This window comes from Klebsiella sp. 10982, from assembly GCF_048589245.1.
Classification (GTDB): domain Bacteria; phylum Pseudomonadota; class Gammaproteobacteria; order Enterobacterales; family Enterobacteriaceae; genus Klebsiella; species Klebsiella quasivariicola.
This window is the reverse complement of the sequence record NZ_JBMAXV010000033.1, coordinates 20721-43088: the sequence shown is the minus strand read 5'-3', so window position 1 is coordinate 43088 and position 22368 is coordinate 20721. Positions and strand designations below refer to the sequence as shown.

The following is a 22368-nucleotide window of genomic DNA, read 5'->3' as shown; positions in this document are numbered from 1 at the left end:
TTGCGTGCAACGCTCCACCGGTTCGGCAATTTTCGACCAGAATTAAGGACAGGCAGAGTTAAGTGAATCGCCGTACATGCCGTATCCGCCCACAGGAAGGGAGAGAATCATGAAGAGTATTGCCATCGTCGGCGCCGGGCCGACGGGGATTTACACCTTGTATGAACTGGTGAAGCGTGGTGAGCTGCTGGCCATCACGCTGTTTGAAAAAGAGGCGCAGGCCGGGGTGGGTATGCCCTACAGTGACGATAATACCGCGGCACAGATGCTGGCCAACATTGCCAGCATTGAGATCCCCCCCATCGACCTGACCTATCTGCAATGGCTGCAGCAGCACAGCGACGGCTGGCTGACGGCGCGCGGCCTGGAGCGGCACACGCTGCATGAGCGCCAGTTTCTGCCGCGGGTGATCCTCGGCGAGTACTATCGCGACCGCTTTCTGTATCTCGTTGAGCGGGCCCGGGACGCCGGCTTTGTGATTCGGGTCTGTGAATCCTGTGAAGTCACGGATATTGCCGTCCAGCCCGCCGGGATCGCTATCTATACCGATAGCGCCGCAGAGCCGGTGATGGTCGACCTGGTGGCGATTGCCACCGGCCATCTGTGGCCAGAAGAAGAGCGCGCCAGCCGACAGTACTTCCCCAGCCCGTGGACCGGCCTGATGGAGGCCCGGATCGCCCCCTGCCGGGTGGGGATCCTCGGGACGTCATTAAGCGCGATTGATGCCGCCGTTGCGGTGGTAGCCCGCCACGGTGTTTTCCATACCGAAAACGACAAAACGACCCATTTTGTCCTCCATCCCGGCAGCGAGGCGCTGGAGATAACCCTGATGTCGCGCAACGGCGTGCTCCCGGAAGCCGATTTTTACTGCCCGATCCCGTGGGAGCCGCTGGAGATTGCCACTCCCGCCGCCCTCGAAGCGGCCGTTGCTCAGGGCAGCGACGGTCTGCTGGATCGCGTGTTCGGGCTGATCGTCAAGGAGCTGGAATATACCGCGCCGGACTGGTGCGCGGCGACGGGGCTCCGTCAGCTAACGCCTGACACCATCGCCGACGTCTGGTTTGCCGACCGGCACAGCCACGATCCATTCCAGTGGGCGCAGCGCAATCTGCAGGAGGTGGAGCGTAATAAACGCGACCACCATACTGTGCCCTGGCGCTACACCATACTTCGTCTGCATGAAGCGATCGAAACCGTGGTGCCGCAGCTCAACGACGAGGACAGCCGTCGCTTCCGCCAGGGCCTCGCCCGGGTGTTTATCGATAACTACGCCGCCATTCCGCCGGAATCCATTCGCCGGCTGCTGGCCCTGCATCAGGCGGGTATTCTGCGTATTGTGGCGCTCGGCGAGGATTATGATTTGCAGCGTGAGGCCAGCCGAACCGTCATTGTTCATCACCAGCAGCGCAGCGAATTTGATGTCTTTATCGATGCCCGCGGACAAAAAGCGCTAAAAACCCGGGATCTGCCCTTCCCTTCACTGCGCCAGCAGCTGCTGGCCTGCGGCGACGACATACCGGATGTCGGTGATGACTACACCCTGCAGGCCCCTGAGACGCTGCGCAGTCGGGTCGCCTTCGGCGCTCTTCCCTGGCTGATGCACGATCGCCCGTTTGTGCAGGGGCTGACGGCCAGCGCCGAGATTGGCAGCGCAATGGCCCGCGCCGTGTCGCAACAGGCAACCGGCCGTCGGCGTCGCCTCTGGTTTATTGAATGACGGAGCGCTTAAGCGCAATAACCGAATACGGGGGTCGCAGGCAGGCATGCTATAAACAGTGACTGTCTGCCCCTCTGCAAGACCACGCCTAACATTTACGAGGTACACATGAGTCATCTTTTTAGCGCGACGCGTATTGGTCAGCTGACGCTGGATAATCGCATCGTTATTGCCCCGATGTGTCAGTACTCTGCCGATGAGGGAAAAGCCACCTCCTGGCATCGGATCCATCTCGGACAGCTGGCCTTCTCCGGCGCAGGCCTGTTAATTCTGGAAGCCACGGCGGTAGAGCCTGCGGGGCGTATTTCCCCGGGGGATCTGGGGCTGTGGGATGATGAAACCGAAAACGCTCTGCGCGCGGTGGTAGAGGATATCCGGGCCTGGTCGCCTGTCCGCCTCGGGATCCAGCTGGGGCACGCCGGACGCAAAGCCTCCTGCGCGGCCCCGTGGCAGGGAGGGCATCAGCTGGCGCTCAACGCAGGTGGCTGGCAAACCGTCGCCCCGTCCGCCGTGGCGTTTCACGATGGCGATCGCGCCCCCGCTGAACTGAGCCATGCCGACCTGACGCGCATCAAAGCGGCTTTCGTTGCCAGCGCGCTGCGCGCCCAGCGGCTGGGCTTTGAGCTGATTGAACTGCACGCCGCCCACGGCTATCTGCTGCACCAGTTTCTCTCCCCGCTCAGTAATCAGCGCCGCGACGAGTACGGCGGTTCGCTGGAAAACCGGATGCGCTATCCGCTGGAAGTCTTTAAAGCGATCCGCGACGCGGTAGGCAGCGCCATGGCGGTGGGGGTCAGGTTGTCGGCGACCGACTGGGTCGAAGGCGGCTGGGACTGCGAACAGTCCATTCAGTTTAGCCAGCAGCTGGAAGCGCTGGGCAGCGACTATATTCACGTCTCCAGCGGCGGTTTGTCGCCCCAGCAAGCGATCGCCGTTGGGCCGGGGTATCAGCTGCCTTTCGCCCGCGATATTCGCGAGCAGGTAGCTATCCCGGTGATTGGCGTGGGGCTGATCACCGACGCGCAGCAGGCGGAAATGGCGCTGGAAGAAGGCGATGCCGACCTGATCGCCCTCGCCCGCGCGGTACTCTACGATCCGCACTGGCCGTGGCACGCTGCGGCCAGCCTTGGCGCCCAGGTGCGCGTGCCGTCGCAGTACCTGCGATCGGAGCCGCACGGCCTGAAAGGCACCCTGGTCCCGAACCGCTGACCCCGCGGCGAGCATAAAAAAGGGGTATCGTAAGATACCCCTGGGCATGATGTGCTTTCGACCCACGTGCCGGGCGGCGGCGACGCCTTATCCGGCCTGGAATATCAGGTGATTTGGCAACCAACTGGCACCCTCCGTAGGCCTGTGCAAGCGCAGCGCCGCCAGGCAAGTACCGTGGGCACAGAGCCGCTGTTATGCCGGGCGACAGCCCGGCAAACACCGCGAGTTACTGCTGGGCGGGCGGTGGCGTGGTGTTCTGTTTGTCCGCCGCGATACTGTCCTGGATAGCCTTGGTTTTACTCGCCGCCTCCGCCGAGAGCTGATTGGCGTCGCCGATGGCGTTGTCTTTGATCTGACCCGCCTCTTTAACTATGCGGTCACTTTCCTGCTTTGCGTTCTGCTTCACGGCATCGGCCTGGGCTTTCGCCTGCTGGGCGATGGCGTCCGCTTTCTTGTCCGCCTCCGCCTTGATAGCGCTGGCCTGATCCTTCAGGCGATCGGCCTCGGCGTCAGCCTGGCTTTTCAGCGTATCAATTTGCTTATCCGCATCCTGCTTAATCGCCTGCGCTTTATCCGCCGCCGCATCCTTCATCTGCTCCGCATTATCTTTGGCTTTATCCAGTTTGTTATCGACCTTCGACGCATCATCGCAGCCAAACAGGGTCAGGCACAGGGCGGAAGCAAGCAGTGTTTTATTCCAGAGTTTCATCAGCATTCCCTTACAGGTTAAGTCGTTATCCAGCTTTGTGATTCATTGCTTAATAGCATTCACATTTTATATATAATCGCTCAGTCGGCAGAGTCAAGCCGACACCGATCGATCCAGCGTCGCCACCAGCCCCTGCAACCAGTCGGCAAAGACCCGCACCTTATGCGACAGATGCCGGTGCGGATAGAGCAGCGACAACGGTCGACGTGGCGCCGGAAAGTCCGGCAAAATTTCCACCAGTTGCCCGCTGTCGATATAAGGTTGCAAAAAGAAACGCATCCCCTGCAGCATCCCCAGCCCCGCCAGCCCGGCGGCAGTAAAGACTTCAGAGTTGTCCAGCACCAGTTTACCGGGGATGGCGATCTGCCTGATGCCCTCCGCGGTCTGGAATCGCCAGGGCATAATCTGCCGGCTGCTGCTGTTCACCCAGTTCACCGCCAGATGCGACTGCAGGTCCTCCAGCGTCGCGGGCGCTCCATAGCGCGCCAGATAGCCCGGACTGGCGCAGGTGGTTAACGCCACCTCCCCCAGCGAACGCGCCACATAGTCGCCATCCTCAAGATCCCCCACCCGCAGCAGGCAATCCAGACCATCGCGCAGCATATCCCGGCGTACGTCGGAGCTGCTGAGGACAATCTCCACCTCCGGATGGGTCTGATAAAACTCCGGCAGATGCGGGATCACCAGCAGCCGGGCAAAGGCGATCGGCATATCAACGCGCAGCTGACCGCGGATCGGCCGGTCCGGCGCGAACGACTCCAGCAGATCGTCGGCCTGGGAGAGCAATGGTTTGCTGCGGCGATAAAACTCTTCCCCCTCCGGCGTGAGATACAGACGCCGGGTGGTGCGCTGCAGCAGCCGGACCCCGCTCTCCTGCTCCAGTTGCTGCAGCGCTTTGGTCACCGCCGGTCGGTGGATCTGCAAATTTTCCGCCGCCTGGGCAAAGCTGCCGGCATCGACGATTTCAATAAAAATTTTAATATTTTCAAACAGATTCATTTGCATGATGGCCCGCCTCCCACCTCTTCATCAGTGCACATTATTACTAATTTAATAATAGTGATGAAAGTTTTTGCTCATTTTTTAAAACAATAAAGACGCCTACACTGCCCTCATTGCCGCATCGCTGGGGCGAAGAAATTTATAACTTATTAACATACAAGGAAAAATATCATGCAATCTAACCGCGTCGCCCGCATTCTGGGTATTGAAAAACCGGTGGTCCAGGGGCCGCTCTCCTGGCTGACCGATGCGCGTCTGGTGGCGGCTGTCGGCAACGCCGGTGGGCTTGGCGTGCTGGGTCCAAACGCCGGGCTGACGGCGGCAACCGCCGTTTCCACTCCGGAGGCCACCGCAGAGAAAATGCGCGAAGAGATCCGCAAAACCAAACAGCTGACCGAGAAACCCTTTGGCGTCAACCTGATCCCGACGGCGGAAAACGACATCTGGACGCCGGCGATCCTGCCGGTGATCAAAGAGGAAGGGGTTAAGGTGGTGGTCTACACCGGCTACGGCGATGGTTCATTAAAACCGGCGCTGTTTGATGAGCTGAAAGCCGCCGGGATCACCATCATCTATCGCGATATCAACCCAACGCCGGAGAACAGCCGCCGTGCGGAGCAGGCCGGAGCGGACATTATCGTCGCCACCGGCTTTGACGAAGGTGGTACGCTGCCGGCCACTGCCCTCGGAACCTTCACCATCGTCCCGCTGATCGTTGACGCGGTACAGCGGGTTCCGGTGATGGCCGCCGGAGGGATCACCGACGCCCGGGGCGCGCGCGCCGTCCACGCCCTCGGTGCGGAAGGGGTCTTCGCCGGCTCGGTATTTATCAGCACCATCGAAAGCCGGGTTCCCGACTCGGTGAAAGCGAAAATTGTGGCCGCCAACGGTCTGGATCTGCGCCTGTTCCGCACCCTGCCGGACTACTATCGCGCCCTGCCCGGCAAACTGAGCGACAAACTGGTGGCCATGGATCGTGCCGGCGCCTCAAACGCCGAGCTGGCCCAGGCGATGGGCGGCCTGCGCGGGATGCGGCTGGGCATGCTGGAGGGAAATACCGATGAGGGGTATATCTCGGTGGGCGCGGGGATCGGCAACATCCGTACCATCGCCTCCGTCGCCGAAGTGGTCAACCAGCTGGCGGTGTGAAGCCGCCAGCCGGCGCGATCAGGCGTCGGCCACCTTCTCTACCGCCCGGGAGAACGCGTCGATAGCCAGCCCGACGTCGGCGGCGGTGACCGACTCCGCCGGGTGATGGCTGACGCCCCCCAGGCAGCGCACAAACAGCATGGCCGATGGCCAGCGCTCGGCGATGGCGATGGCGTCATGCCCTGCGCCGCTCGGCAGCGTCAGCGAACGCCCCTGCACCGCCGCTACCGCCTCGCCCAGCACCGCCTGCAGATGACTGTCGCAGGCGGTGGCGGCGATGCGATAATACTCCTCGGCGGCGAAACGCAGCTGGCGACGCCCGGCAATGGCCTGCGCCTGCGCCAGTAGCTCATCCAGCAGCGCCGTCAGCGGCGCATCCTGCGGGCCGCGAATATCCAGCGTCAGCTGCACCTCGCCCGGTATCACGTTTACCGCGCCCGGCGCACAGCGCAGGGTGCCGACCGTCGCCACCAGGTTACCGCCGCGCTGCCGGGTCAGGTTCTCCACCTGCACCATCCATTCCGCCGCCGCGGCGAGGGCGTCCTTACGATGTTGCATCGGCACCGTGCCGGCATGGCCAGCTTCGCCGGTAAAGCGGCAGTTCAGCCGTCGGGCGCCGTTAATTGCCTCCACCACACCGAGCGCCAGCCCCGCCTGCTCCAGGCACGGCCCCTGCTCGATATGCAGCTCCAGATAGGCGGCGATATCCCGCGGGTGACGGGCGGCGTGGCCGATCCGCGCCGGATCGAGTCCGGCATTCACCAGCGCCTGGGCGACGCTCACTCCATCAGCATCGCACTGTGACAGCCAGCTTTCAGGCCAGGTGCCGGTGACGCCGCGGCTGCCGAGCAGGGTGATGCCAAAGCGGGTACCCTCTTCATCGCCAAAGCCGACGATCTCGATTGCCTTTGCCAGCCGTCGCCCCTGCTGGTGCAGACGCTGGACCACCTCAATCGCCGCCAGCACGCCGAGCATGCCGTCGTAGCGCCCGGCGTTGCGCACGGTATCAAGATGAGAACCCAGCAGCACCGCCGGCGCCCCCTCCTGTTGCCCTTCATAGCGTCCGCAGATATTGCCGACGCTGTCCTGCCACACCATCATGCCGGCAGCCTGCATCCACTGGCCCACCAGCTGGTTGGCCTGCAGATGCTCGGGTGACAGATAGACCCGGGTCAGGGCATCAGCGGTTTCGCTGAGGGTGGCCAGCCGATCGGCGCGGGCCATCACCCGGCTGGCCGCCGCTTCTCTCTCCGCCTGCTGGCGGACTGTGTCACTCATAGGGTGGCCTCGGTGCGGTAGTGATCCCAGGCCGCCTGCATCGCCGCGCCCTGAGTGGTAGAGAACCTGAGGTAGTTCAGGACCGCTTCCAGCGCGCTGAGCGTTTGCATCACGCAGTCTTTACGCGCGTTATAGCCCATGGTGCCAATGCGCCAGACTTTACCGTGCAGCGGGCCAAACGAGGTGCCAATTTCAATGCCGAAATCGTCCAGCATCAGCTTGCGTACCTGATCGCCGTTGACCCCGTTGGGGATCACCACCCCCAGCACGTTATTCATTTTGTGCCGCAGGTCGCCAAAGGTCTCGAGCCCCATCGCCTGGACGCCCTTCAGCAGCGCATCGCCGTGCAGTTTGTGGCGGGCGATGCCGTTGTCGAGTCCCTCCTGGAGGATCAGTCGCGCACATTCCCGGGCGGCGAACAGCGCCGAGGTCGCTTCGGTATGGTGGTTGAGGCGCTCCGGCCCCCAGTAATCCATCACCATGCCGAGATCGAAATAGTTGGAGTAGATCATCTCGTCGACCCCGTCGTGATGCGCATCGGTGCGGATCCCCTGCTCAATGCAGCGGCGGCGGCGGATGACCTCTTCCATCCGCGGGCTGAGGGTGATGGGCGAGGTGCCGGAAGGACCGCCCAGGCACTTCTGCATCCCGGCGGACACGGCATCCAGCTGCCAGGCATCGGTTTCCAGCGGGTTGCCGCCGAGCGACGCGGTGGCGTCGGTATAGAACAGCACATCGTGACGACGGCAAATCTCCCCCAGCTCTGCCAGCGGCTGCAGCATGGTGGTGGAAGTATCGCCCTGCACGGTGAGCAGCAGGCGCGGGCGCACGCGCTTGATCGCGTCCTCAACCTGATCCGGCGTAAAGACCTCGCCCCACGGCACCTCGATGGTGTGCACCTCTGCCCGGCAGCGACGCGCGATCTCGCACAGCAGATGACCAAACCGGCCGAACACCGGCACCAGTACTTTGTCACCCGGACGGATAGCCGACACCAGAATCGCTTCGATCCCGGCGCGCGAAGTGCCGTCGACCAGCATCGTCCAGCGGTTTTCGGTGCGAAACACGCCGCGGTAAAGCGCCATGACTTCATTCATATAGTGGGTCATCGCCGGATCGTACTGGCCAACCAGCTGGCTCGCCATGGCGCGCAGCACGCGCGGGTCGGCATTGATCGGCCCCGGCCCCATCAGCAGGCGCTGCGGCGGGTTAATTTGCGAAAACTGAGTGATATCCATCTGCCATTCCTTACGTTAGTTAAGACCGCGCACCGAGGAGATAAACTGTTTCAGTTCGCTGGTCTGCGGGCTGGCGAACAGCGTTTTGCTGTCGCCCTGCTCCCAGACGCGCCCCTGATGCATAAACACCACGCGGTCGCCCACTTCGCGGGCAAAATTCATTTCATGGGTGACGAGGATCAGCGTCATACCTTCCGCCGCCAGTTGCTCCAGCACCTTCAGCACTTCCCCCACCAGTTCCGGGTCGAGTGCCGAGGTGATTTCGTCACAGAGTAAAACTTTCGGCGACATGGCCAGCGCCCGGGCAATGGCCACGCGCTGCTGCTGGCCGCCGGAGAGGTTGGCCGGATAGTAATCCAGACGATCGCCAAGACCGACCTTCTCCAGCATCCGCTGCGCCAGCTCCCGGCATTCGGCCTGGGACTTCTTCAGCACCCGCCGCGGGGCCAGCATGACGTTCTCCAGCGCCGTCATGTGCGGGAACAGGTTAAAGTTCTGGAACACCATGCCGATGGAGCGGCTGATCTCCCGGGCCTGGGAATCGCGGTCGGTGATGGTCATGCCCCCGAGTTTGATGCTCCCCTCCTGGTAGCCCTCCAGACCATTGATGCAGCGCAACAGCGTGCTTTTACCCGAGCCGCTGCGGCCGATGATCGAGATCACTTCCCCCATGTCGATATCCAGATCGACGCCCTTCAGCACATGGTTGTCGCCGTAGTACTTCTGCATCTGATTAATGGTGATGAGAGGCATTGAATTTGTTCTCCAGATAGCGGCTATAGCGGGACAGCGGATAGCACAGAATGAAATAGCCCAGCGCCACCAGGGCAAACACTTTAAACGGCTGGTAGGTGACGTTGGTCAGCATCGTCCCCGCCTTGGTCAGCTCCACAAAGCCAATAATCGATGCCAGCGCCGTCCCTTTGATCACCTGTACAGCAAACCCGACGGTCGGCGCGATGGCAATGCGCAGCGCCTGCGGCGCCACCACCCGGTACAGGGTCTGGCCGAAGCTCAGCCCGAGACAGCGCGAGGCCTCCCACTGGCCTTTCGGCAGCGCGCGAATGCTGCCGAACCAGATATCCAGCAGAAAGGCGCTGGTATAGAGCGTCAGAGCGACCGAGGCGGCGGTCCACGCCGAGACGTCGACGCCGAACAGCGCCACGCCAAAGAATGCCAGAAACAGCTGCATCAGCAGCGGCGTCCCCTGAAACAGCTCGATGTAGCCGCGGATCAGCCGTTTCACCTGGCGTCCGCCGGTGAGGCGCAGCAGCAGTAACGGTAAGGTCACCAGCGCCCCGCCGGTGAACGCGACCAGCGACAGCAGCACCGTCCAGCGACCGGCCAGCAGCAGGTTGCGGATAATGTCCCAGTCAGTAAAAGTGGTCATCAGGCCTGCACCCCCAGCCATTTACGCCCCGCCGCCATCAGCAGCTGGCGCATCGCTATCGATAACGCTAAGTAGATCCCGGTGGTCACCAGATAGACCTCAAAGCTCAAAAAAGTCCGCGACTGAATCAGGTTGGCGGCGAAGGTCAGCTCCTCATAGGAGACCTGCGACACCACTGACGAGCCGAGCATCACGATGATGCACTGGCTGACCAGCGCCGGGTAAATCCGCTGCAGCGCCGGGGGCAATACGACGCGAACGAAGGTTTGCGTCCGGCTAAGCCCGAGCACGCGACCGGCTTCCCACTGGCCCTTCGGCGTCACCTGAATGCCGGCGCGGACGATCTCGGTGCTGTAGGCGCCGAGGTTAACCACCATCGCCAGCAGCGCCGCTTCACCGGCGGTCATCTTCAGTCCCAGGTTCGGTAAACCAAAGACGATAAAGAAGAGCTGCACCACAAACGGCGTGTTACGGATAATTTCCACATATCCGCCCCATACCCGGCTGAGGACGCCCGGGCGCCCGCTGCGGATCGCCGCCCCGAGGATGCCGATCGCCAGGCCGCCGATCGTCGCCAGCACCGTCAACTGCACCGTCACCCACAGGCCGGCCAGCAGCTCCGGCCAGTGCGGCCAGAGCTCAGAGAAATGAAGTTGCTCCGTCATTAACAGACCTTACGCGCCGAGGCTGGCAGGCAGCGGCGCTTTCAGCCACTTCTCGGACAGACCGTTGAGGGTGCCGTCCTTAATGCCCTCCTCGATCAGGGTATCCACTTTCGCCTTCAGCGCCGGTTCGTTCTTTTTCAGACCGATAAAGCATGGCGAGTCCTTCAGCATAAAGCTCGGCACCGGCGCTTTGTCGGCGTTCTGCCGGGAGATGGCCGCCACCACCAGATTGCCGGTCGCGACATACTGCACCTGACCGGACAGGTAAGCCGACAGCGTGGTGTTATTATCCTCGTAGCGCTTAATCTGCGCTGCCTGCGGCGCCACGCTGGTCAGCACCATATCTTCCACCGCCCCGCGGGTTACACCGATGCTTTTACCACTCAGCGCGGCCGCGTCCTTCAGCTCCGCCCCTTTCGGGCCAAACACGCCGAGGAAGAACGGCGCATAGGCGCGGCTGAAGTCGATCACTTTCTCGCGCTCGGCGTTCTTGCCGAGGCTGGAGATCACCAGGTCCACCTTATCGGTCTGCAGATACGGCACGCGGTTGGCGCTGGTCACCGGGACCAGCTGCAGCTTGAGCTTCATCGATTTCGCCAGGTAGCGCGCCATATCGATGTCATACCCCTGCGGCTGCAGGTCGGTGCCCACCGAGCCGAACGGCGGAAAATCCTGCGGTACGGCAATGCGAATGACGCCGCGTTTTTCAATATCCTGGAGCTGGTCCGCCCGCGCGGCAGAAACAGACGAAAGGAGACAAGCGGCCCCGGCCAGCGCGATCAACAGTTTTTTCATGGTGTTTACCCGTTACGTTAGCATGAAACAAAAGATTCTTTGAACCTGTTTCTGCAACTAATGTGCCAGACACGGACGATGCGTGGTTTTAGAGGGGGATAAGGTTAAAAGCGAGATAAGACGGGCATTCAGCGCGCAGAGGATCGATAAAGAGAGCGCCAAACGTGGAATTTTACGCACCAAAATAATGCATAGCACCACGCTGGCGCCCCATCAGCGTTGTTCCAGCTCATCCATCTGCTGATAAAGCGTGGCGATGTCGTGGATCCGCGGACGCCCGCTGTCGAGCGTTTCATGGAGAAAGGCATTAGCCAGCAGATTGATCAGGCTGTTGACCGAGGCATAGCTGTCGTAAGCCGAGACGCTGTCCAGTGGCGCGCAAAGCTGCCAGCGGGAGAGCGGAAACAGGCTGTGGGCCTGCGGCTCGCACAGTAACAGGACCGGTACCCCATCGCGCTGCAGCTGCTGCAGCAGCGGGCGGACTATTCGCGGCCGGCGGCGAAACGCCATCATCACCACCAGATCATCAGCGGTCAGATCGACCAGCTCTTCGCTAAGGCTCTGGCCCGGCTGGGGCAGCACCAGCACCTGGCCGCGGGCCTGCAGCAGCTGCTGGCGCAGGTGCAGCGCCGCCGGATAGGCGTTACGCATGCCTATCACCACAATGCGGCGCGCGGCCACCATCGCCGTCAGCGCCTCGGCGAACTGCCCCGCGTCGAGGGCGTTGACCCATTGGGTAAGGTTCGCCATCTCCTGCTTATAATGGCGCGCCAGCAGCGTGTTACCCTGCACCGCGTCGCGCTGGTCAGTGAGCGGCATCCCGCTCTGGCGCAGGGTGCGCAGTTCATCGCGCATGTCCTTATATTTGTCATAACCGAGGCGCTTAAACAGGCGGCTGACGGTGGCTTTCGACACGCCGCTCAGCTGCGCCAGCTCGGCGCTGTTGTAACTTATCAGGTCATCAAAATGGTCGAAGATGAAATCCGCCACCCGCTGCTCCTGCGGCGACAGCGAGGCGTATTGCCCTTTCAGTCGTTCATCGAGTTGTTGCATAGCGCCCCTGTAACTTTTGTTTCATCAGCTATCCCTCATCATACTGTATCTGCTATGCCTTACACATAGCGTGCCAGTGGGAAAATGACGGTCATTGTTTTTATCAATGAAACGAAACGTTCAGAGGTGGAACAGCTTTTGCAATGTTCTGCGGGTGATTCGTTCAGAAAGGATAATTTATGCACAGTAGCAACGTTTCGACCCACGGCATGGCGGTCGCTCCCCACCACCTCGCCAGCCAGAGCGCGCTGGCGATCCTGCGCGAGGGCGGCAGCGCCATTGAAGCGATGGTGGCTGCCGCCGCCGCCATCGCCGTCGTCTATCCCCATATGAACGGTCTCGGCGGGGATGGCTTCTGGCTGATTGTACCGCCGGAGGGAGAGCCCATCGCCATTGACGCCAGCGGGGCCGCCGGGTCAATGGCCACCCTCGAGGCCTACGCCGGACAGCGGCATATTCCCCACCGGGGAGCGCAGGCCGCGCTGACCGTCGCCGGCACCGTCAGCGGCTGGGACGAGGCGCTGCGTATTTCACGGGACTTAACCGGCCGCGCGCTGCCGGTGGCACGCCTGCTGGCCGATGCGATCGGCTATGCCGAAGACGGCATTCCGGTCACCGCCTCGCAGGCCCACGCCACCGCCAGCAAACTGGAAGAGCTGCGCCATCAGCCGGGATTCAGCGAAACCTGGCTGGTAGCGGGCGAGGCCCCGCGGCCCGGCAGCCGCTTTCGCCAGCCCGCCCTCGCCGGTACCCTGCGCCTGCTGGCCAGCGACGGCCTCGACAGCTTTTATCGCGGGCCGCTGGCCGAGCGTCTCGCGCAGGGCATGGCCGCGCTGGGGATGCCGGTCACCCTCGGCGACCTGCAGGCCCACCGCGCCCGGCGTCCGACGCCGCTGACGCTCCAGCACCAGCAGGGCACGCTGTGGAATCTTGCGCCGCCGACACAGGGGCTGGTGTCGCTGGCGATCCTTGGCATCACCGACCGCCTGAACATGGCCGATGCCGATGACGCGCAAACGGTGCACCGTATCGTTGAAGCCACCAAGCGGGCATTTGCCCTGCGCGATGCGCATATCACCGATCCACGCCATCTGGATGTCGATGTTCAGCAGTTGCTCACTCCGGAAGCCCTGCAGCCGCTGGCCGACAGCATCGACGACGCCTGCGCTTCGCCCTGGGGCGGCGGCAAAGGCCCGGGCGATACCGTCTGGATGGGCGTCGTGGATAACAGCGGGCTGGCGGTGTCGTTTATTCAGAGTATCTATCACGAGTTCGGCAGCGGCGTGGTGATCCCGGACACCGGGATCGTCTGGCAAAACCGCGGGGCGGCCTTCAGCCTCGACCCGCAGCATCTCCTGGCGCTGGCCCCTGGCAAACAGCCGTTCCATACCCTCAACCCTGCCGCCGCGCGCCTGAACGATGGCCGGGTGATGGTCTATGGCTCAATGGGCGGCGACGGTCAGCCGCAAACTCAGGCGGCGCTATTTACCCGCTATATCCTGCAGGGGGTGCCGCTGCAGGAGAGCATCTCCCGCCCGCGCTGGCTGCTGGGGCGCACCTGGGGCCAGTCCTCCGACTCCCTGAAGCTGGAGGGACGCTTTGCCCCCGCCTGTATCGCGCGCCTGCGCGAGCTGGGGCACGAAGTCGACGTGCTGGCCGATTTCAGCGAAGCGATGGGACACGCCGGCGCCATTGTCCGCCATGCCAACGGCCTGCTTGAAGGGGCGACCGATCCACGCAGCAACGGCGCCGCCGCCGGATACTAAGGAGCAGACTATGACCACACAGCCAGACTGGAGCGAGTATCTGACGCAGATGACTCACCTGTTGGATATGGAGCTGGATGCGCCGCGCCGTGAGGAGCTGGCGCGCCAGTTTGCCCGTATCGCCGCCATGGCGCAGCCGCTGATGGACTATCCCCTCGGGCCGCGCGAGGAGATTGCGGGGGTGTATAAAGCATGACACTTCATCACTTCACCATCGCCGAGCTTCAGCGGGCGCTGCACGAGGGCGAACTGAGCGCCCGGGAGATCGCCCGCCAGACGCTGGACGCTATCGCCCGCGTGAATCCGCAGATCAACGCCTGGACCGAGGTCACCGCCCAGCGCATGCTGGCGGAGGCCGACAGCATTGACGCCCTGCGCCGGGAAAAGCGTCCCCTGCCGCCGCTGGCTGGCATTCCCTATGCGGTGAAAAATCTGTTTGACGTCGCCGGACATACCACCCTCGCCGGGGCGGAACTGCTGAGCGATCGGCCGCCAGCGGCCAGCGACAGCTGGGCGGTGCGCCAGCTGCACAGCGCCGGCGCCCTGCTCAGCGGGATGCTCAACATGGACGCCTACGCCTACGGCTTTACCACCGAAAACAGCCACTATGGCGCGACGCGCAACCCGCACGATCTGTCGCGGATCGCCGGCGGGTCTTCCGGCGGTTCGGCCGCGGCGGTGGCGGCCGGGCTGGTCCATTTCAGCCTCGGCAGCGACACCAACGGCTCGATCCGCGTCCCCGCGTCGCTGTGCGGGATCTTTGGCCTGAAACCCACTTTCGGCCGCCTCTCCCGTTCCGGCAGCCATCCGTTTGTCGCCAGTCTGGATCATATTGGTCCTTTTGCCCGCCGGGTGGCCGACCTCGCCGCGGTGTATGACGCCCTGCAGGGGCGCGACCCGGCCGATGACTTTCAGGCTGATAAAGCCAGCGAGCGCACCGGCAATCTGCTGGAGCGGGGGCTGGAGGGGCTGCGCTGCGCGCGGCTGGGCGGCTATTTCACCACCTGGTGCGATGACGACGCCCGGGCGGCCGTGGATCGGGTCGCCCACGCGCTGGGTGCCGACAGCGAACTGCAGTTCGCGGATGCCGCGCTGGCCCGCTCGGCAGCTTTTATCATCAGCGCCAGCGAAGGCGGCAATCAGTACCTGACGGATCTTCGCCACTCGCCCGAGCGCTTTGAACCTCACTCCCGCGAGCGGCTGCTGGCCGGCGCGATGATCCCCTCCGCATGGTACCTGCAGGCCCAGCGTTTTCGCCGTCATGCCCGCCAGGCGATGAAATCCCTGTTCAGCCAAGCCGACGTGCTGATCGCCCCGGCCACCCCATGCAGCGCCACGCCGATAGGCGCGGAGGAGATGGTGATTAACGGCCAGCCGCTGCCGGTGCGCGCCAGCATGGGAATGCTGACGCAGCCGATCTCCTTCCTCGGGCTGCCGGTAGTGACCGTGCCCCTGCGTACCGCCAGCGGCACGCCGATTGGCCTGCAGCTGATTGCCGCGCCGTTCAACGAACAAGCCTGTCTTCGCGCCGCGCGGGCGCTGGAAGCGATGGGCATTACCGATGCCCGAGTGGCGGAGAGTGCAGCATGATCAACCTGGACAATGTAGACCGCCCGGCGATCCTCGCCGAGGTAACGGCGGCGTTTTATCAGTATGAAGAGGCGCTGGTCAGTAATAACATCGAGGCGCTGGATGCGCTGTTCTGGCATGACCCGCGCACCGTGCGGCTGGGGGCCGGCGAGAATCTGTATGGTATCGAGGCGATCCGCGCTTTTCGCGCCGCCCGCCCCGCCGCCGGTCTGGCCCGCGACCTGCACCAGACCACCATCACCACCTTTGGCGCGGATATGGCCGTGTGCAGCACCGAGTTCACCCGCGAGGGCAGCGCCCGCCTGGGCCGCCAGCAACAAACGTGGGTGCGCTTCCCCTACGGCTGGCGGATTGTTGCCGCCCAGGTCAGTCTGATGGACTGAGTGGCGTACACTGGAGCGGACCGGGGGAATAAAGTCTCCGGTCCGGTAATACTCTGTTTGGAGTCGATGATCATGGTGTTAATCAGAACAGCGGAATCAAAAGATATCCCCTCGCTGCAAACGCTATTTCTGCAGCTGGGCTATCAGACGGAGACGGCGATCTTAGAACAACGCATCTCTGCACCGCAAAGTACGCTAAGTGTGCTGGTGGCTGAAGCAGAAAACGCCGTGTGTGGCGTCATCGTTATCAATTTTATTTTACCAGTACATGAAAACAGGTTATGGGCATTAATTTCCGCGCTGGTCATTGAGGAAGCGTCACGTGGTTCAGGAATAGGCCGCCAGCTTCTCCATGCCGCTGAGCGTCTCGCCCGCGATAAACAATGCGCTCAGATCGAGCTTTCAAGCAGTGAAAAAAGAATCAGAGCGCATCAATTTTATGAAAGTAACGGCTACAAGGAGGTCCGCAAGCGCTTCGTTAAACCGTTGTCTTAACCGCCAGCGCGCGAGGGCTTACCCCGGATAACTGTAATTATATTTTGCCCAGCAGGATATTTAACATGCGGCGCAGGGGTTCCGCCGCGCCCCACAATAGCTGATCGCCCACCGTTAACACCGAGTAGACGGGTTCATTATTTAGCGCCATTTTCTTATAGCGGCCAATTCCAACCTGCAGCGAACCGCTAATAGCCGCCGGGGTCAATTGACTGACACTCTCCTGCTTATTATTGCGGACATAGTTTACCCACGGATGGGAATGGGTGACTAACTCAGCAAATTCTGCTTCGCTGACCTCACGTTTCAGTTTCAGTGTAATCGCCGCGCTGTGGCAGCGGATCACCCCGACGCGAATGCATAAACCATTGACCGGGATGGTACCCGGCGCAAGGCCAAGGATTTTATTGGTTTCCGCCTCGCCCTTCCACTCTTCGCGGCTATTTCCATCGCCTAAATCGCTGTCGATCCACGGAATGATACTGCCCATTAATGGCACGCCAAAATGCTCTACCGGCATGCCCGCGCTGTTAATCAGCGCACTCACTTTATTCACCAATGGCAGCACGGAACCTGATGACGTCAGTTCATCCGCAGATAAATGCTGACTGATATAAGCGCTTTGCGCGATTAATTCCCGCACCTGTTTGGCGCCCGCCCCGGAGGCAGACTGATAGGTCATCACGCTCATCCATTCGATCAGCTCGGCTTTTATTAATCCTGCCAGACCCATCAGGCTCAGCGTAATGGAGCAGTTGCCACCGACAAACAGTTTAATTCCTGCTTGCACAGCACGATCAATATTATCGCGGTTGACCGGGTCGAGAATAATGCACGCTTTTTCATCCATCCGCAGCGCCGACGCCGCGTCAATCCAGTAACCTTGCCAGCCATGGTTAATTAAAGCAGGATAAATGGCTTTGGTATAATCTCCGCCCTGACAGGTAATGATGATATCCATTTCGGCGAGGGCACTGAGGGAACTGGCATCTTTAAGAATGTCGCTTTTACCCTTAATAACAGGACCCGCGCCACCCGCACTGGAGGTACTAAAAAAATGCGCCGTAATATCGTCAAAATCATTTTCTTCAATCATTCTTTGCAGTAATACAGAGCCTACCATTCCTCGCCAGCCGACAATACCCACCTGCTTCATTTATTTAACCTTTATAAGTTATGAGAATGTTAATTTGCATTTCGCAATACTTTATATCGCATCCCCCAATAAAGGTCATCAGCCACCACATCGATTTCTGTCATTATTAAAATGTTTCATCCACCATCAGCGATTTTTATCTCTTATCCCGGTAAAAAAACGTCATTGGCGGTTAAAGACGGCGGATACTCATTCGCAGAAAGAAACGGCCTTGAGAAATGGGATCGGCTCACGTCCAGAGCGCGGCGAAGAGTAACTTGCATTTTGATAGTGACTATGTCAATTTGCTCACGACGCCACCGACTCATCCAGTTCTACTCATGAAAAACGAACCGCTTTGCCACGCTCCCTGCCCCATCGCCCGCAGCCTTGGCCGCATCGGCGACAGCTGGAGCATCATGATCCTGCGCGACGCCTTCGCGGGCTTTACCCGCTTTGACGAGTTTCAGAAAAGCAGCAACGTCGCGCCTAATATTCTGTCACGCCGTCTGAAGGAGCTGGTGGATGACGGACTGCTGGAGAAGGTGTGCTACAGCAGCACCCCGCCGCGCTACGAATACCACCTCACGGAACGCGGCCGCGATTTCCGCATGGTGCTGCTGGCGCTGGCAGAATGGGGTAATCGCCACTTCGCCCCCGAAGGGCGTCAGATGCAGCTGGTGGAAACCGCCACCCAGCGCCGCGTGGATCCAGTCATGGTGGATAAAGCGACCGGGGAAGAGATTATCCCGGGTAAATACGCCATGGTGCCGGGACCCGCCGCCTCGCCGCTGATGAAATATCGTCATGAATATCTGCTGCGCAAACGCGAAGGCGACAGCGGGCAAAAATTCCAGCCGGAACCTTACAGAGATGCCAGCAATGAATCCGACCAGTAAGAAAAGCCTCCTCACCCTGACGGCGCTTGGCGTCGCCGCCCTCGCGGCAGCGAGCTACGGCGCATACTGGTGGCATAGCGGGCGCTTTATGCAGACCACCGATGATGCGTATGTTGGCGGCGACATTAGCGCCATCTCCAGCAAAGTCTCTGGCTATATCCAGCAGCTGGCGGTGCAGGACAATATGGCAGTGAAAAAAGGCGATCTGTTGATCCGTATTGACGACCGCGATTATCGCGCCGCCCTCGCGAAAGCCGCCGGAAAAGTGGCGGCGCAGCAGGCCGCGCTGGCCGATATCCAGGCCACCCGCCAGCTGCAGCAGGCGACCATTGCCGGGTCTGCGGCCTCGTTACTGGCCGCCACGGCGGCCACCGAAAAACTGGCGAACGACAACCGACGCTATAACGCTCTCGCCGCATCGAGCGCGATTTCCGCACAGATCCGTGATAACGCCTCCGCCGATTACCGCCGGGCACACGCCGAGCAGGAGAAAGCCAAAGCGGATAAAACCGTGGCCGAACGTCAGCTGGCGATACTGGATGCTCGCCAGCAACAAACCCTGGCCGCCCTGGCGCAGGCTCAGGCTAACCTCGAGATGGCCAGGCTGAACCTCAGCTATACCGACATTCGCGCGCCGTTCGATGGGGTGATTGGCAACCGCCGCGCGTGGTCCGGCTCGTTTGTCAGCAGCGGTACGCAGCTGCTCTCCCTGGTGCCTGCGCACGGCCTGTGGATTGACGCTAATTTCAAGGAAAACCAGCTGGCGCATATGCGTGCCGGCCAGCCGGTGACCATCGTCGCCGATGTGCTGCCGAACCATACCTTTAAGGGCCATGTCGCCAGCCTGGCGCCGGCGACCGGCTCACGCTTCAGCATTCTGCCGGCGGAGAACGCGACGGGTAATTTCACTAAAATCGTGCAGCGCGTGCCGGTCCGCATCGCGCTGGAAGGTGACGGGGCAAAGCTTGACGTCCTGCGCCCGGGCCTGTCGGTGATCGTCACCGTCAATGAAAAGAGCCAGCGATGAGCACCGCTCAGGCGCTGTCCGCCCCGCAGGGTCTGTCGATGCCGACGGCGAAGAAGATCCTCGCGTTCGCCAGCATGTGCGTGGGGATGTTTATCGCCCTTATCGATATCCAGATCGTCTCCGCCTCGCTGCGGGATATCGGCGGCGGCCTGTCGGCGGGCGACGATGAAACCGTCTGGGTACAAACCAGCTATCTGATTGCCGAGATCATTATCATCCCGCTTTCCGGCTGGCTGGCCCGGGTCATGTCAACCCGCTGGTTGTTCGCCGCTTCCGCGGCGGGCTTCACGCTAATGAGCCTGCTGTGCGGCTGGGCGTGGAACATCCAGAGTATGATCGCCTTCCGCGCCCTGCAGGGGCTGGCGGGCGGATCGATGATCCCTCTGGTGTTCACCACCGCCTTCGCCTTTTTTCAGGGCAAACAGCGGGTCATTGCCGCGGCGACGATCGGCGGCCTGGCCTCCCTAGCCCCCACGCTGGGTCCGACGGTGGGCGGCTGGATCACCGAAAACTACAACTGGCACTGGCTGTTCTTTATCAACATTGTTCCGAGGATTTACATTGCGGTGGCAGTGCCGCTGCTGGTAAAAGTAGACAGCGCCGACCCCACTCTGCTGCGCGGCGCCGACTATCTCAGTATTCTGCTGCTGGCCTTGTCCCTCGGCTGCCTGGAATATACCCTCGAAGAAGGTCCGCGCTGGGGCTGGTTTGATGACGCGACCCTGACGACCACCGCCTGGATCGCCCTGCTCTGCGGGGTGGCGTTTGTTATCCGCACCCTGCGCCATCCGCAGCCGGTGATGGATCTCCGCGCCCTGCAGGATCGAACCTTCAGCCTCGGCTGCTATTTCTCGTTTATGGCCGGCGTCGGCATCTTCGCCACCATCTATTTAACCCCGCTGTATCTGGGGAGTGTGCGCGGTTTCAGCGCGCTGGATATTGGCCTCGCGGTATTTTCCACCGGCCTGTTCCAGGTGATGTCGATTCCGTTTTATTCGTGGCTCGCCAACCGCGTCGACCTGCGCTGGCTGTTGATGGCCGGGCTGATCGGCTTTGCGGTCTCGATGTACAGCTTTGTCCCTATCACCCACGACTGGGGAGCGGAACAGCTGCTGCTCCCGCAGGCCTTTCGCGGACTGGCGCAGCAGTTTGCCGTTGCGCCTACCGTGACCCTGACGCTGGGCAGTCTGCCGCCCGCGCGTCTGAAGCTGGCCTCCGGGCTGTTTAATCTGATGCGCAACCTCGGGGGTGCCATCGGCATCGCTCTGTGCGGCACGGTGCTTAACGACAGAACCAATTTGCACTACAGCCGCCTGGCGGACCATCTGAATAACGCCAACCTGGCGATGAGCGATTTTGTTCAGCGCAGCGCGGCAAACTTCACCGTCCAGGGGATCTCGCCGGATGCCGCGCAGACGGCGGCGCTGAAAAATCTTTCCGCACTGACGCTGCGGGAGGCGCGAACCCAGGCATTTTCCGATGCGTTCTACCTCATCATGATGGGTTTTTTGCTTGCCGCGCTGCTGGTTCCCTTGATGAAAAAGCCGCCAGCACACTGATACTACAGGAGAGTTAACTATGGGCGTTTCCGTTAAACGCATTGTCGTCACCGGGATGGGGATTGTCAGCCCGCTGGGCTGCGGCGTACAGCACGTCTGGCAGTCGCTGCTGGCAGGAAAGTCAGGGATTACCCGACTCAGCGAGCAGCTGGTTGCGGATATTCCCTGCAAAGTGGCCGGCCAGGTGCCGTCTATTGACAGCGATCCACTGCACGGCTTCGACCCGCTGGCGACCATCCCGGCGAAAGAGCGCAAAAAGATGGATCGCTTTATTGAGTTTGCGCTGGTCGCCGCTCGCGAAGCGCTGACCCAGGCCGGTTGGGCGCCGGCATCCGCGGCCGAACAGGAACGCACCGCCACGGTGATCGCCACCGGGATCGGCGGGTTCAGCGAGATCGCCAATGCGGTACATACCACCGATGAACGCGGGCCGCGTCGCCTCTCGCCGTTCACCATCCCCTCTTTTCTGGCCAACCTGGCCGCCGGGCATGTCTCTATCGCCCACGGTTTCCGGGGGCCCATCGGCGCGCCGGTCACCGCCTGCGCGGCAGGCGCCCAGGCCATCGGCGATGCGGCGCGGATGATCCGCAGTGGCGAGGCGGATATCGCCCTCTGCGGCGGCGCGGAAGCGGCAATTCATCGCGTTAGTCTGGCCGGGTTTGCCGCCGCAAGGGCGCTGTCCAGCGCCTACAGCGACCAGCCGGAAAGCGCATCCCGCCCCTTTGACCGTGACCGCGATGGTTTTGTGATGGGAGAAGGCGCGGGGCTTATCGTGATCGAGTCGCTGGAGCACGCGCTGGCGCGCGGTGCCACGCCGCTAGCCGAGCTGGTCGGCTACGGCACCAGCGCAGATGCTTATCACCTGACCGCGGGCCCTGAAGACGGTAACGGCGCGCGTCGGGCCATGGAAACCGCCCTTCGCCAGGCCGGGGTGACCGCCGCAGAGATTGACCATATCAACGCCCACGCCACCTCAACGCAGGTCGGTGATAAAGGTGAGCTGGCGGCGATTAAAAATCTGTTTGGCGCCCATCCCGTCGCCATTACCTCGACGAAATCAGCCACCGGCCATCTGCTAGGCGCAGCCGGCGGGATCGAGGCCATCTTCACCATTCAGGCGCTGCGTGACCAGGTAGTGCCGCCGACGCTGAACCTGCACCACCCCGATGAAGAGGCGGAAGGCATGAACCTGGTGGCGCTGGAGGCCCGCCCACAGAAGATGCGCTATGCGCTGTCGAACGGTTTTGGCTTTGGCGGCGTTAACGCCAGCCTGCTGCTGAAACGTTGGGAATAATCGTTCGCACCCCCG

General features: G+C 61.8%; 22 protein-coding genes. 12 read left to right on the top strand and 10 right to left on the bottom strand.

The window, feature by feature from the left end:
• The first annotated feature begins 109 nt into the window (after window positions 1–109).
• Together ACKLKD_RS21020 and ACKLKD_RS21015 are read left to right on the top strand one after the other, a co-directional pair.
• On the top strand, window positions 110–1717 hold the full coding sequence (locus tag ACKLKD_RS21020; protein WP_080924060.1) for an FAD-NAD(P)-binding protein: 1608 nt from the start codon (window positions 110–112) through the stop codon (window positions 1715–1717).
• Window positions 1718–1825: 108 nt separating this feature from the next.
• Complete coding sequence (locus ACKLKD_RS21015; protein ID WP_080924061.1) at window positions 1826–2926, top strand: NADH:flavin oxidoreductase/NADH oxidase; 1101 nt, start codon at window positions 1826–1828, stop codon at window positions 2924–2926.
• A gap of 226 nt (window positions 2927–3152) precedes the next feature.
• On the opposite strand, the gene ACKLKD_RS21010 is transcribed toward ACKLKD_RS21015, so the two are convergent.
• Window positions 3153–3641: a hypothetical protein gene (locus ACKLKD_RS21010; protein ID WP_025712450.1), complete on the bottom strand. Its 489-nt coding sequence runs from the start codon at window positions 3639–3641 to the stop codon at window positions 3153–3155.
• An 87-nt stretch (window positions 3642–3728) separates the two neighbouring features.
• A complete protein-coding gene (locus ACKLKD_RS21005) occupies window positions 3729–4634 on the bottom strand; it encodes a LysR family transcriptional regulator (protein WP_025712449.1) in 906 nt (301 codons plus the stop codon).
• A 174-nt stretch (window positions 4635–4808) separates the two neighbouring features.
• Between ACKLKD_RS21005 and ACKLKD_RS21000 the strand changes: the two genes are divergently transcribed.
• Entirely contained in the window at window positions 4809–5786 is a 978-nt protein-coding gene (locus ACKLKD_RS21000) for an NAD(P)H-dependent flavin oxidoreductase (RefSeq protein ID WP_080897811.1), read from the top strand.
• Window positions 5787–5804: 18 nt separating this feature from the next.
• Here ACKLKD_RS21000 and hpxK read toward each other — a convergent pair whose 3' ends face one another.
• The 7 genes from hpxK to hpxU all read right to left on the bottom strand — a co-directional run bounded on the left by hpxK (window position 5805) and on the right by hpxU (window position 12205).
• Window positions 5805–7064 (bottom strand): allantoate amidohydrolase, encoded by a 1260-nt coding sequence (gene hpxK, locus ACKLKD_RS20995; protein WP_080897810.1) that lies wholly within the window; start codon window positions 7062–7064, stop codon window positions 5805–5807.
• Window positions 7061–8302, bottom strand: coding sequence for a pyridoxal-phosphate-dependent aminotransferase family protein (locus ACKLKD_RS20990; protein WP_025712446.1), 1242 nt, complete (start codon window positions 8300–8302; stop codon window positions 7061–7063). Before ACKLKD_RS20990 ends, hpxK begins: the two co-directional genes overlap by 4 nt.
• Before the next feature lie 15 nt (window positions 8303–8317).
• Window positions 8318–9055 carry an amino acid ABC transporter ATP-binding protein gene (locus ACKLKD_RS20985; protein WP_004179947.1) on the bottom strand — a complete coding sequence of 246 codons (738 nt, stop codon included), beginning with the start codon at window positions 9053–9055 and terminating at the stop codon, window positions 8318–8320.
• Window positions 9036–9692, bottom strand: coding sequence for an amino acid ABC transporter permease (locus tag ACKLKD_RS20980; RefSeq protein ID WP_004176118.1), 657 nt, complete (start codon window positions 9690–9692; stop codon window positions 9036–9038). Before ACKLKD_RS20980 ends, ACKLKD_RS20985 begins: the two co-directional genes overlap by 20 nt.
• Entirely contained in the window at window positions 9692–10357 is a 666-nt protein-coding gene (locus ACKLKD_RS20975) for an amino acid ABC transporter permease (RefSeq protein ID WP_025712445.1), read from the bottom strand. The genes ACKLKD_RS20980 and ACKLKD_RS20975 overlap by 1 nt, the downstream gene beginning before the upstream one ends.
• A 9-nt stretch (window positions 10358–10366) precedes the next feature.
• Window positions 10367–11152, bottom strand: a complete 786-nt coding sequence (locus tag ACKLKD_RS20970; protein ID WP_080897809.1) for a transporter substrate-binding domain-containing protein — start codon at window positions 11150–11152, stop codon at window positions 10367–10369.
• Window positions 11153–11365: 213 nt separating this feature from the next.
• Window positions 11366–12205: a MurR/RpiR family transcriptional regulator HpxU gene (hpxU, locus tag ACKLKD_RS20965; protein ID WP_025712443.1), complete on the bottom strand. Its 840-nt coding sequence runs from the start codon at window positions 12203–12205 to the stop codon at window positions 11366–11368.
• A 179-nt stretch (window positions 12206–12384) separates the two neighbouring features.
• Here hpxU and hpxW point away from each other — a divergent pair, with 179 nt between their 5' ends.
• The 5 genes from hpxW (at window position 12385) to ACKLKD_RS20940 (ending at window position 16439) form a co-directional block, all read left to right on the top strand.
• A complete protein-coding gene (gene hpxW / locus ACKLKD_RS20960) occupies window positions 12385–13971 on the top strand; it encodes an oxamate amidohydrolase (protein ID WP_025712442.1) in 1587 nt (528 codons plus the stop codon).
• Window positions 13972–13981: 10 nt separating this feature from the next.
• The gene (gene hpxX / locus ACKLKD_RS20955) at window positions 13982–14167 is read left to right on the top strand and encodes an oxalurate catabolism protein HpxX (protein WP_025712441.1); all 186 of its coding nucleotides are present in this window, start codon (window positions 13982–13984) and stop codon (window positions 14165–14167) included.
• Window positions 14164–15561: an AtzE family amidohydrolase gene (locus tag ACKLKD_RS20950; RefSeq protein WP_087805781.1), complete on the top strand. Its 1398-nt coding sequence runs from the start codon at window positions 14164–14166 to the stop codon at window positions 15559–15561. The genes hpxX and ACKLKD_RS20950 overlap by 4 nt, the downstream gene beginning before the upstream one ends.
• Complete coding sequence (gene hpxZ, locus ACKLKD_RS20945; protein ID WP_025712439.1) at window positions 15558–15944, top strand: oxalurate catabolism protein HpxZ; 387 nt, start codon at window positions 15558–15560, stop codon at window positions 15942–15944. The genes ACKLKD_RS20950 and hpxZ overlap by 4 nt, the downstream gene beginning before the upstream one ends.
• 72 nt (window positions 15945–16016) lie before the next feature.
• Window positions 16017–16439, top strand: coding sequence for a GNAT family N-acetyltransferase (locus ACKLKD_RS20940; RefSeq protein WP_025712438.1), 423 nt, complete (start codon window positions 16017–16019; stop codon window positions 16437–16439).
• Window positions 16440–16476: 37 nt separating this feature from the next.
• Here ACKLKD_RS20940 and asd read toward each other — a convergent pair whose 3' ends face one another.
• Window positions 16477–17595, bottom strand: a complete 1119-nt coding sequence (asd, locus tag ACKLKD_RS20935; protein WP_080897807.1) for an aspartate-semialdehyde dehydrogenase — start codon at window positions 17593–17595, stop codon at window positions 16477–16479.
• Window positions 17596–17915: 320 nt separating this feature from the next.
• On the opposite strand from asd, the gene ACKLKD_RS20930 reads away from it, so the two are divergent.
• The 4 genes from ACKLKD_RS20930 to fabF are packed head-to-tail and all read left to right on the top strand — an operon-like array spanning window position 17916 to window position 22353.
• Window positions 17916–18473 carry a winged helix-turn-helix transcriptional regulator gene (locus tag ACKLKD_RS20930; protein ID WP_025712436.1) on the top strand — a complete coding sequence of 186 codons (558 nt, stop codon included), beginning with the start codon at window positions 17916–17918 and terminating at the stop codon, window positions 18471–18473.
• A complete protein-coding gene (locus tag ACKLKD_RS20925; protein WP_087805779.1) occupies window positions 18457–19500 on the top strand; it encodes an HlyD family secretion protein in 1044 nt (347 codons plus the stop codon). The genes ACKLKD_RS20930 and ACKLKD_RS20925 overlap by 17 nt, the downstream gene beginning before the upstream one ends.
• Entirely contained in the window at window positions 19497–21059 is a 1563-nt protein-coding gene (locus tag ACKLKD_RS20920) for a DHA2 family efflux MFS transporter permease subunit (protein WP_087805777.1), read from the top strand. Before ACKLKD_RS20925 ends, ACKLKD_RS20920 begins: the two co-directional genes overlap by 4 nt.
• 19 nt (window positions 21060–21078) lie before the next feature.
• Complete coding sequence (gene fabF, locus ACKLKD_RS20915) at window positions 21079–22353, top strand: beta-ketoacyl-ACP synthase II (protein WP_080897804.1); 1275 nt, start codon at window positions 21079–21081, stop codon at window positions 22351–22353.
• Window positions 22354–22368: the final 15 nt, after the last annotated feature.

Coding starts and splice junctions, on each gene's coding strand:
- ACKLKD_RS21015 (WP_080924061.1), top strand. CDS start 1,826: ATGAGTCATCTTTTTAGCGCGACGCGTATTGGTCAGCTGACGCTGGAT.
- ACKLKD_RS21010 (WP_025712450.1), bottom strand. CDS start 3,641: ATGCTGATGAAACTCTGGAATAAAACACTGCTTGCTTCCGCCCTGTGC.
- ACKLKD_RS20990 (WP_025712446.1), bottom strand. CDS start 8,302: ATGGATATCACTCAGTTTTCGCAAATTAACCCGCCGCAGCGCCTGCTG.
- ACKLKD_RS20975 (WP_025712445.1), bottom strand. CDS start 10,357: ATGACGGAGCAACTTCATTTCTCTGAGCTCTGGCCGCACTGGCCGGAG.
- hpxK (WP_080897810.1), bottom strand. CDS start 7,064: ATGAGTGACACAGTCCGCCAGCAGGCGGAGAGAGAAGCGGCGGCCAGC.
- ACKLKD_RS20970 (WP_080897809.1), bottom strand. CDS start 11,152: ATGAAAAAACTGTTGATCGCGCTGGCCGGGGCCGCTTGTCTCCTTTCG.
- ACKLKD_RS20940 (WP_025712438.1), top strand. CDS start 16,017: ATGGTGTTAATCAGAACAGCGGAATCAAAAGATATCCCCTCGCTGCAA.
- ACKLKD_RS20985 (WP_004179947.1), bottom strand. CDS start 9,055: ATGCCTCTCATCACCATTAATCAGATGCAGAAGTACTACGGCGACAAC.
- ACKLKD_RS20950 (WP_087805781.1), top strand. CDS start 14,164: ATGACACTTCATCACTTCACCATCGCCGAGCTTCAGCGGGCGCTGCAC.
- ACKLKD_RS20925 (WP_087805779.1), top strand. CDS start 18,457: ATGAATCCGACCAGTAAGAAAAGCCTCCTCACCCTGACGGCGCTTGGC.
- hpxW (WP_025712442.1), top strand. CDS start 12,385: ATGCACAGTAGCAACGTTTCGACCCACGGCATGGCGGTCGCTCCCCAC.
- ACKLKD_RS20980 (WP_004176118.1), bottom strand. CDS start 9,692: ATGACCACTTTTACTGACTGGGACATTATCCGCAACCTGCTGCTGGCC.
- hpxU (WP_025712443.1), bottom strand. CDS start 12,205: ATGCAACAACTCGATGAACGACTGAAAGGGCAATACGCCTCGCTGTCG.
- ACKLKD_RS21005 (WP_025712449.1), bottom strand. CDS start 4,634: ATGAATCTGTTTGAAAATATTAAAATTTTTATTGAAATCGTCGATGCC.
- ACKLKD_RS20920 (WP_087805777.1), top strand. CDS start 19,497: ATGAGCACCGCTCAGGCGCTGTCCGCCCCGCAGGGTCTGTCGATGCCG.
- ACKLKD_RS21000 (WP_080897811.1), top strand. CDS start 4,809: ATGCAATCTAACCGCGTCGCCCGCATTCTGGGTATTGAAAAACCGGTG.
- fabF (WP_080897804.1), top strand. CDS start 21,079: ATGGGCGTTTCCGTTAAACGCATTGTCGTCACCGGGATGGGGATTGTC.
- hpxX (WP_025712441.1), top strand. CDS start 13,982: ATGACCACACAGCCAGACTGGAGCGAGTATCTGACGCAGATGACTCAC.
- asd (WP_080897807.1), bottom strand. CDS start 17,595: ATGAAGCAGGTGGGTATTGTCGGCTGGCGAGGAATGGTAGGCTCTGTA.
- hpxZ (WP_025712439.1), top strand. CDS start 15,558: ATGATCAACCTGGACAATGTAGACCGCCCGGCGATCCTCGCCGAGGTA.
- ACKLKD_RS20930 (WP_025712436.1), top strand. CDS start 17,916: ATGAAAAACGAACCGCTTTGCCACGCTCCCTGCCCCATCGCCCGCAGC.
- ACKLKD_RS21020 (WP_080924060.1), top strand. CDS start 110: ATGAAGAGTATTGCCATCGTCGGCGCCGGGCCGACGGGGATTTACACC.